Below are 8,928 nucleotides of genomic sequence, written 5' to 3' on the forward strand. Positions count from 1 at the left end.
CAAGGAAAGTAGTCCATATGAACAAGCATCCCTCATGTAATAGCTTCATAGAAATCATCCGAGCGACATTTCTCATCTCCCTGCTCATCCTCTCTGGATGTAACTTCATACGGACGGCACCCAGCAGTACCGATAGCGAACTTCCGTTAATGCTTGAGGCACTAGAGGGGAAAGACCCGCTGATCCTCAGTGAAGAGAATGAGCATCTTGCTCCCAACCGCTTGGTGCATCTTCTCAGGGAAGAGAGTTCATCGCTTAAGGGATTTATTCTGCGGCGAGGCATCCCAGATGCAGTACGAGTTGTGGATTCATCACAAGACAAAAGTAAAGTTGATCTTTACTATCTATCACCAGACGAACTTTTCCGTATTGAACAGGAAAAAAGTGTCTGGGTTATTCTTGGTCCAACTCAGATTCAACGAGACTTTCTTCTCCCCTTGAAAAGAAATATTCGAAAGACAATATCAACACAGCAGCGAGAAGCATCGATAGCGCCTCCACTCGATGCGCCCTCTGAACGATTCCTGAGCATTGAACAAATTGATAGTCCGAACTCTCTGCGAGAGGAGGTATTAAAGCTCACCAGAGGGTCCACTATCCCTATTGCTGAACGCAACGAGAAGGGAGATGTCTCTCATCGGGTCATATCGAGGCAGGAAAATATGCTTATTCTCGCCCTTTGGTATACATTTGAAAAAGAGAATGCTCCGCGCCTGGCACGAATGAACGGGAAACAAATTTCAGCCTCACTAGAACCTGGTGAACTTGTCCAAATCCCAGCGTATCTTGTAAAAAATGATCGGGTACTTGAGGCGGAAAATGCATCAAAAATTGCTGCGCTGATACATCAATAGAGAATTCTCTCACATCTCTCTTGTTAGTTCACGATCTCTTTAGACGTAGGCAATCCACGAGCGCATGACGAAGGACTTGAAAATGAAGTACCTGCTCATCTCGAACAAAATCTGATACTAGCTCTGGAATCTCTAAGTACAGGACTCCCACTCGCTGGTCTCCACCAAACATTCCAGCAATTGCAGTACAGAGTTGCCCATTCTGCGACTTTTTATATTCAACGACTGGCTCTAAATCTTGAAAGGCCAGTGAGATGAGGTCACCACTTGAGAGCACAACTGAATAGTCCACTCCAACTGGCTCTCGAAGAGTTAATTCTCCAAAGGGCAGTTGTGGGATAAGCATCATGATGGAAGGGTCTGCCGTATAAACACACCCCCCTTGAAAACGAGCAACCGGTACAACCTCATCCACGAACACCCGAGTACACACTGAAGCCTCTAGTCCGCCATCAATATGAGTATAGAGCCTGCGCACTGCCCTGCCCATCTCTGGGGAGCAACAGTTCAAGAAAGGATTTCGCCGTAACTCGGAAAGCTCCGCATCGTGTCCAACCACTTCAGGGAGCGCGTAAAGATCTGCCAGTCCGCACTTACAAATGTCAGGCATGAATGTCTGATAGATAGCAGTCGAATGATCAATCTGCTCCCGCACAAACTGCATTCCGCTATCTCCGAGACGAGATGAAATGACATGCAAGGCCTCTACTAAATCATATCGAGACTTTGGGTATATCTCTGGGTGGTGCGCACGCGCAAGCGCCTCCCCTACTTTACATAACTCTGCGATGTTGGCGAACTCTTCGCCGCTGAAATCATCTGCTTCCTCCGTGGATTGTAGCTCACGAAGCCCATACCGAGAACAATAACTTTCATCAAATCCCCACCGTCTAAAGAGATGAATAGCAAGAAGTTGTGGGGTAAAGCCAAGTTGCTTTGCTACCTCTTGTTCAAGAGAGGAATTTGGATTTTTTCCAAGAGACAGAATCGCTTCTTGATATATACCAGGATAACTCCATGCGATGAGCGTTAAGCCTAATTGTCTCATTATAGCAGCCGTATACGCTGCCTCTTCATCAAACCCATAGCTTTCTGCAAGTGCTACTGAAGTGCTGGCACTGACTAACATTTCATGGAATCGGGATAATTGTGCTTCTGTTCCCTCTTCAAACGTAAACCGAGTAATCTCTCCACTGTCTGAGAAAATCTCTCGTAGTCCGGCAATCCCGCCTTCCTCAAGTAATTGTATCGGATTATCACTTGTAATCTCTCTGCCTGAATTCTGAATAAGTTCCGCAAGTTTTTTTAGGGAGTGAAAGAAAAGAGAGACATCGCCTTTGAGCTTACTGATAATTGCTGGAGTAGCGAGATCATCAGTCGCATGAGTGACTTCTTGGCGAATCTCTTTCAGTAGCTCTTGATTAACTGGGAGCCAGAAGTCGGAAACATGACCGATGACTCGCTCAAGTCGTTGCTCAGCGAGCAGAGTTGCGATACGAGACGATGCCATAGAGGAGCCTTCCTGCCCGATTAAGAAAATTCTGCAAAGAAGGATTCGGCACTTTTCGGAGTTTACTGAAGAGCCAATAGTAAAATAGCGAATACCTTCGCTACGAGTTGCTCGTAGTGAGAGTAATTCCCAATAAATACAGCAAGCTAGCTATGAGCAGCGGCACAAGCTCCTCATCCTCAGGCCCCTTACTCCGCTTGGAGTATCTCCACATCAGGGAAGTTGTCCATGAGCTTCTCAGTTCTTAACAGCTCCATTCGACCTATGAAGTCTGCTTTTGAGAGGCTCAGCTGCTCCTTAACACAATAACGCCGAAGTGTGACCGAATTCTCATCAACTTCATTACCACCGATGACTACTATATTGGGAACCTTTCGAGTAACAGCACTACGAATCTTCTTATTGAATGAGTTGTCACTTTCATCAACCTCTATGCGAAACCCCCTACTTGTCATGTCTTCAGCTATCTCATTCACGTACCCCATAAATTTCTCTGATACGGGAACAAATACCGCCTGAACTGGAGCAAGCCACGTAGGAAAAGCACCGCCCAGATGCTCAATTAAGATCGCAAAGAAACGCTCTAGAGAACCACAAAGCGCTCTATGAATCATATAAGGTCGCTTACGCTCTCCATCAAGATCTATGTACGTAAGATCAAACCTCTCTGGAAGATTAAAATCGAACTGTATCGTGCTAAGCTGCCATTCACGCTGAAGAGCATCCATTACACAGATATCAATCTTCGGACCATAGAATGCACCATCCCCTTCATTGATTGAATATGGAATTCCACTCCGATCCAGTGCTGCAGTAAGCGCGGCCTCCGCATCATCCCACTTCGACTCTTCTCCTACTCGTTCCTCAGGGCGTGTGCTGAGATACAAATGGAAATCACGGAGACCAAAGTCCCGAAGGAGATTCACGCTGAAATCAATGACTGTGTCGATCTCTTGGGGCATTTGATCTTCACGACAAAAAAGATGTGCATCATCCTGTGTAAACCCCCGCACACGAGTGAGACCAGAAAGAGTTCCACTCCGCTCATAGCGATAAACAGTCCCCCACTCTGCAAATCGCATTGGAAGTTCGCGATACGACCGTATGTTGCTATCGAAGATCTTACAGTGAAATGGGCAGTTCATCGGCTTCAAGTAATACTCTTGACCTTCAACTTCAATAGGGGCGAACATTCCATCTTTGTAAAATGAAAGGTGTCCACTCGTCTCCCAGAGCGTTGCACGTCCAATATGAGGCGAATAGACAAACTCATAACCCCCTTTCACGTGCATATTCTTGCAGTGCTCTTCTATGAGATGACGGATGACTCCCCCTTTTGGGTGCCAGAGGATAAGCCCCGCTCCAACTCCATCATGATCAATAGAAAAGAGATCCAGCTCCTTTCCTAACTTCCTATGGTCTCTTTGCATCGCGAGCTTACGCCGCTCGAGATAATCATCAAGCTCTTCTCGTGTTTCATACGCAAGCACATAGATACGAGTCAGCTGCGGGTTCTTCTCATCCCCTCGCCAATAAGCGCCAGCTAGTGAATCAACCTTGAATGCATTCTCTGGAATCTCTCCAGTGTGTTCCACATGAGGCCCCTCACACATGTCATCAAAAGGGCCATTCTCATAAAATCCAATTTCAGCATTTCCTCGCTCAATGAGCTCGCGACAGTACTCTGCCTTGAATTGCTGCCCCTGTCCTTCGAGGTACGACACGGCTTCACTTGCTGGCAACTTCCGTCCAGCAAATGTCTGTCGTTGACGGATAATCTTTTTCATCCTCTTTTCTATAGCCGGAAGCTCTTCCTGCGACAGGGGCTCCTCAAAGAGAAAATCGTAGTAACACCCATTATCAACAGGTGGGCCGAATGCAAGCTTCGCCTCGGGCTTCGTTTCTAGAACTGCCTGGGCCAATACGTGCGCTAATGAGTGTCGAATTTTATAGAGTTGTGAGTTTTTATCTGGTTCCACGGGCAATCCTTGTTAACTTCCTAAAAATACCAGAAGAAAGCAAGAAAAGGAAAGCCTGTTTTCCTTGCAATCACCGATTCAAAGAATCATTATCAACAAATGCGAGTAGCAATTATAGACTTAGGCACCAATTCCGTTCGGCTCCATATTCTTGAAAAAGAATCAGATGGATCACTGAAAAAGGTTTTCAAGCAAAAGGAGATGATTCAGCTAGGAGCAGGCCTTTTCAAACAGGGAGATTTTTCCGCTGAAGCCCGAGAACGTACCCTAAAGATCTTTATGCACTTTAAGGGTCTCTTTGAGCAATACCAAGTAACCGAGGTCCAAGGGGTCGCTACATGCGCCATGCGAGAAGCCAAAAGCGGGGCTCTGCTTCGTGATGAGATCGAGGAGCTCACGGGTATCAGACTTCATATCATCTCTGGTGAGGATGAAGCGATGCTGCTCTCAAAAGGGATCATTGCAAACATGGGGGCACTCCCCTCCCGAACCCTCCTGGTGGATATCGGTGGCGGGAGCACAGAGTGTTCACTTATGGAAGGCATAGAAGTGCTCTCAACGGTAAGTACTCCGTTAGGCGCTGTTCGCTGCCAGGAAGAGACTCTCTTGAATGTGCCAACCAATGAAAAACAAGAGGCGCTTTTAAGAGAACGGATTCGACACGAGTTAGAGATATCTGGGCTTTCTGAAGCGTGCCATGCAGCACCCATTCCCCAGATTATTGGCTCAAGTGGCTCTATCCGGGCGATTCTTCGGCTTATAAGAAAAGACGAGGAGCTTCCTCTCTCCTGCTCACAGAAACAGCTCTCTCAGTTCACGAATGGAATTCGAGAGCTTTCAATAGACGAGCTGCTCGCTCTGGGAAACATAGAACCGAAGAGAGCTTCGATCCTCTTTTCGGCCACAGTCATTCTTGAAGAGATTGCGCTGCACCTAAAAGTAGACTCGATTACTGCCGTCTCACTCGGACTCAAAGATGGACTACTAGCTCTTATAGAAGAAGACCGAAAAAGGTAAGAACAGCCTCCCCAAACGTCGGACCTTCCCTAACAGGGACTTCCCTAACTGGTAGGAGGCAATAAATCGATCACTCCACATCCACCGATAATTTTCGAGGCAGAAACTGCTGGATGCAGCAAGTAATCATAAGAGCAATTTCTCGACTTGTTATAAACAGTTCCCGTACACACGGAAATACCTAGTCCGCAAAGCACAAGAGCCGCTATCATCAACGTTCGCATGAAAACACCTCTTTTTGGCTGTGCTCTTGGATGTATTCTCTGATATTCCTTTCCATTCTCTCTCCCCCTGCCAGCGTTTATAACAGTACATACTGCCTCGGTCCTCTTACCAAAATTCTAATAACGCACGGTTTAGCCTCTCTAGTATCCTAAGAATCCAATAGCATACTTTGAATTGGCCAGATAAATCCCTCTTTTAATAATATTTGTAAGTAAACTCCTAGCACGACAGCGAAGCTGAGATAGTTGAACAAAGTAGAAAGCGAGCCTCCCCCCTGCCCGTTCAAAATCAAAGCAAAAATTCACCTTTTTCCCGGCAACCTCAGGCACTTAGAGATTTCTGGAACTATTCCTACTACACATTGTCTATTACAGGAATAACACTTAGGTCAGAGTATGCTGAAACCGCTACGTAGAGAGATGACTCACATGGAAGATGCCTCGGATGAAGAGCTGGTACGAAAGGCAACCTGTGGAGAGGAGGATGCGTACCGTCAGCTGGTGGCTCGGTACAAAAACTATGTCTTTGCAGTCATCGGGCGACAAATAGGAGATCGAGACACTGCAGAAGAGCTTGCCCAAGATGTCTTTGTAAAAGCTTATAAAGCACTCTCTCATTTTAGAACTGAGGCCACCTTTAAAACATGGCTTACAAAAATAACCTTAAATACCACTCGTTCTTACTTTAAATCCCGAAGATATAAGGAATCAATTCAAACTGTCTCCAATGAAGACGTATCAATTCCCGAACAAGGAAAACTCGTTCCTGACTTAGTAGTTACGAGAGATCTACTTTCTGTTTTTCAACTGTGCTTCGGAGCCCTCAGCCCATTGATGCAAGACGTGATAACTCTGTGTGGTTATCAAGGAGAGAGTTATGAGCAAGCTTCGAAAATGCTTGATATTCCAGTTGGAACTGTCCGCTCCAGATTAAACAGGGCGCGTATCGCACTAAAAGAGTGCATGCAATCAAAGGGGGCACTGTAAAATGAGTAGAGAAAAAGATTTTTTGAACTATTTAGATGGAACGTTGTCTGTAGAGGAGAAGGCCCGCTTTGAAGAGGCTCTCAACGAAGATGCTTCTCTTCAAAGTGATTTTAACAACTACCAACGAATCGTTCAGATGGAACAAGAAAAAGCGAAAGAGCATTTTGAGCTAGATGAGAGGTTCGTTTCAAAGGTGATGGCTGAAATCAAGTATAAGCCATCCCTCTTCAGGAGACTTCTCATGGAAATAAAAAACCCCTCCCTCATGTTAAAGGCAGGTTTCGGAAGCCTAGCTACTGTAACCCTCTGCTTTGCCCTCATTTATGGGCCTGAGTATCAAGCTTATCAAGCAGGAATTTTACAGCCTGAAGCAATGTTTTCTCCCGATACTTCCGAGGGAGATACTTCCGAGGAATCGGGAATAAAAGAGAACCAAGGGGCGATGAGTGAAGCCGGTCCTACAGTTCTGCACGCCATAGCAAATCCCAAAGCAGGAAAAAGTGATAGTCAGACTATTCCTCGAAATCAGCAGATAAGTGCAGATAGCGGAGCGCTGCTTATGGATACATCTGAAAAGGCTGTCACACATCCGAAATCAGCTCGCACTGACTTTTTTACAGATAAAGGCGGGTCCAAGCTAGGAGGAGCGGCGCACCAGATCCCTCCTATGGAATCCCGCATGAGTCGCGGTCTGTTCGTTCAACAAGAGGACACTCGTTGGAATCGTCGGCAATCTTATGAGCAGTATTATGGGCGCCACATTGTGGAGAGTAATACAGAAAGATACGGTGAATTCATTGAAAACAGTCCAATCCTTACCTCAAATGAGCCGATGTCTACCTTTAGTATCGATGTTGATACTGGAAGCTACACCAACGCACGTAGGTTTCTTCGCGCTGGACAACTTCCGCCGGCTAATGCCGTTCGGATAGAAGAGTTCATTAACTACTTCGACTACCACTATCCAACGACTCAGGGGCAAGATCCTTTTACAGCAAACTTTGAGATGGCACCTTCCCCAGATGGAAGTGGAATGCACCTCCTTAAAATAGGAGTTCAGGCACAAGAGAGTGGTTATGACGGAAGTGAGAAGCCTTGGAACCTTGTTTTCTTAATTGATGTATCGGGTTCAATGAATAGCGCTGACAAATTGCCACTTGTTCAGCGCTCCCTAACACTCCTTGTCAATAATATGCGGCAAGGAGACACACTGAGTATTGTTACGTATGCTCATGGGGCTAGAACAGTTCTCTCACCAAGTGGGATCGAGAAGAAGAGTCAGATTTTAGATGCCATAAACATGCTATCGGCAGGCGGAGGCACTCACGGCTCAGCCGGTATTCACCAGGCCTATAACGCAGCAGAACAAGCCTTTATCGCGAATGGGGTAAACCGAGTAATTCTCGCTACTGATGGAGATTTTAATGTCGGAACCACTGGGACTGAAGAGCTGATCAAGCTTATTGAACAGAAGCGAAAAAGTGGAATTACTCTAACAACTCTTGGCTTTGGTACCAATAACTACAACGAGGCCATGATGGAGCAGATCGCTAACAAGGGGAACGGGAACTATTTCTATATCGATAATTTCTCTGAAGCGAGAAAGGTCTTTGAACATGACTTGCATGGGACCCTAGAGGTTGTTGCAAAAGACGTTAAGCTCCAAATTGAGTTTAATCCAGAACACATTGCCCAGTACCGATTAGTCGGCTACGAGAATCGTAAGCTTCGAAATCAAGACTTTGCCAACGATAAGATCGATGCAGGTGAAATCGGAGCTGGTCATAGCGTTACAGCACTTTATGAAATTATTCTAACAGGCACTGAAGCGGCACAGCGACTAGTCACCGAGTACCGCTATAAAAAACCGGAACTGAAAGAGGAGAAGTCAGCTCGAGATTCTAATTTTGCAGCAGAGCTTGCCTTCTTAAAGATTCGGTACAAAGAGCCACAAGGAAACCGCTCAAAGCTGCTTAACTTCCCGCTTAACCGAAATGTTATTCAGGAAAAGTTTACGACTGCTTCCTCTGACTTCAGATTTACGGCAGCCGTATCTGCATTTGCACATCTCCTTCGAGGAAGCCAATATGAACCAGAGCTCTCCTTTTCCGAGGTAGCACAGCTTGCTAAGGAGGCGAAAGGAGAAGACCCTCATGGTTACAGACAAGAGTTTATAGAGTTGGTTCAAAATGCCGCTGCAAGCCGTCGGTAGTGGTTGCACCAATACGCCTTACTAATGCACAGGTACGGGTCGTAGCAAGCCCTTATAGAAGAAGACCAAAAAAGGTAAGAAAAAAAACAACGGGCCTATTCATGCGCTATCTCGGCATTGTCAGAGATCCTTCCATGCTCTAGAG

General features: G+C 46.0%; 8 protein-coding genes. 4 read left to right on the forward strand and 4 right to left on the reverse strand.

Translation table 11 applies throughout. The features are described from left to right. A partial coding sequence (locus EBR25_11385; protein ID NBW41586.1) for a hypothetical protein occupies window positions 1-854 on the forward strand: 854 nt, incomplete at its 5' end. A 28-nt stretch (window positions 855-882) separates the two neighbouring features. Here EBR25_11385 and EBR25_11390 read toward each other — a convergent pair. Continuing rightward, window positions 883-2,364 carry an HDOD domain-containing protein gene (locus EBR25_11390; GenBank protein ID NBW41587.1) on the reverse strand — a complete coding sequence of 494 codons (1,482 nt, stop codon included), beginning with the start codon at window positions 2,362-2,364 and terminating at the stop codon, window positions 883-885. A 188-nt stretch (window positions 2,365-2,552) separates the two neighbouring features. Continuing rightward, complete coding sequence (locus tag EBR25_11395; GenBank protein ID NBW41588.1) at window positions 2,553-4,343, reverse strand: threonine--tRNA ligase; 1,791 nt, start codon at window positions 4,341-4,343, stop codon at window positions 2,553-2,555. A gap of 99 nt (window positions 4,344-4,442) precedes the next feature. Between EBR25_11395 and EBR25_11400 the strand changes: the two genes are divergently transcribed. After that, window positions 4,443-5,360: a hypothetical protein gene (locus EBR25_11400; GenBank protein NBW41589.1), complete on the forward strand. Its 918-nt coding sequence runs from the start codon at window positions 4,443-4,445 to the stop codon at window positions 5,358-5,360. A 44-nt stretch (window positions 5,361-5,404) separates the two neighbouring features. Here the strand turns inward: EBR25_11400 and EBR25_11405 are convergent, their stop codons facing one another. Then, entirely contained in the window at window positions 5,405-5,584 is a 180-nt protein-coding gene (locus EBR25_11405) for a DUF4223 domain-containing protein (GenBank protein NBW41590.1), read from the reverse strand. Window positions 5,585-5,725: 141 nt separating this feature from the next. Continuing rightward, window positions 5,726-5,914 (reverse strand): hypothetical protein, encoded by a 189-nt coding sequence (locus EBR25_11410; GenBank protein NBW41591.1) that lies wholly within the window; start codon window positions 5,912-5,914, stop codon window positions 5,726-5,728. 66 nt (window positions 5,915-5,980) lie between these two features. Here EBR25_11410 and EBR25_11415 point away from each other — a divergent pair, with 66 nt between their 5' ends. Then, complete coding sequence (locus EBR25_11415) at window positions 5,981-6,571, forward strand: RNA polymerase sigma factor (GenBank protein NBW41592.1); 591 nt, start codon at window positions 5,981-5,983, stop codon at window positions 6,569-6,571. Window position 6,572: 1 nt separating this feature from the next. Further along, complete coding sequence (locus tag EBR25_11420) at window positions 6,573-8,783, forward strand: VWA domain-containing protein (GenBank protein NBW41593.1); 2,211 nt, start codon at window positions 6,573-6,575, stop codon at window positions 8,781-8,783. Window positions 8,784-8,928: the final 145 nt, after the last annotated feature.

The organism is bacterium (genome assembly GCA_009926305.1).
Classification (GTDB): Bacteria; Bdellovibrionota_C; UBA2361; order UBA2361; family RFPC01; genus RFPC01.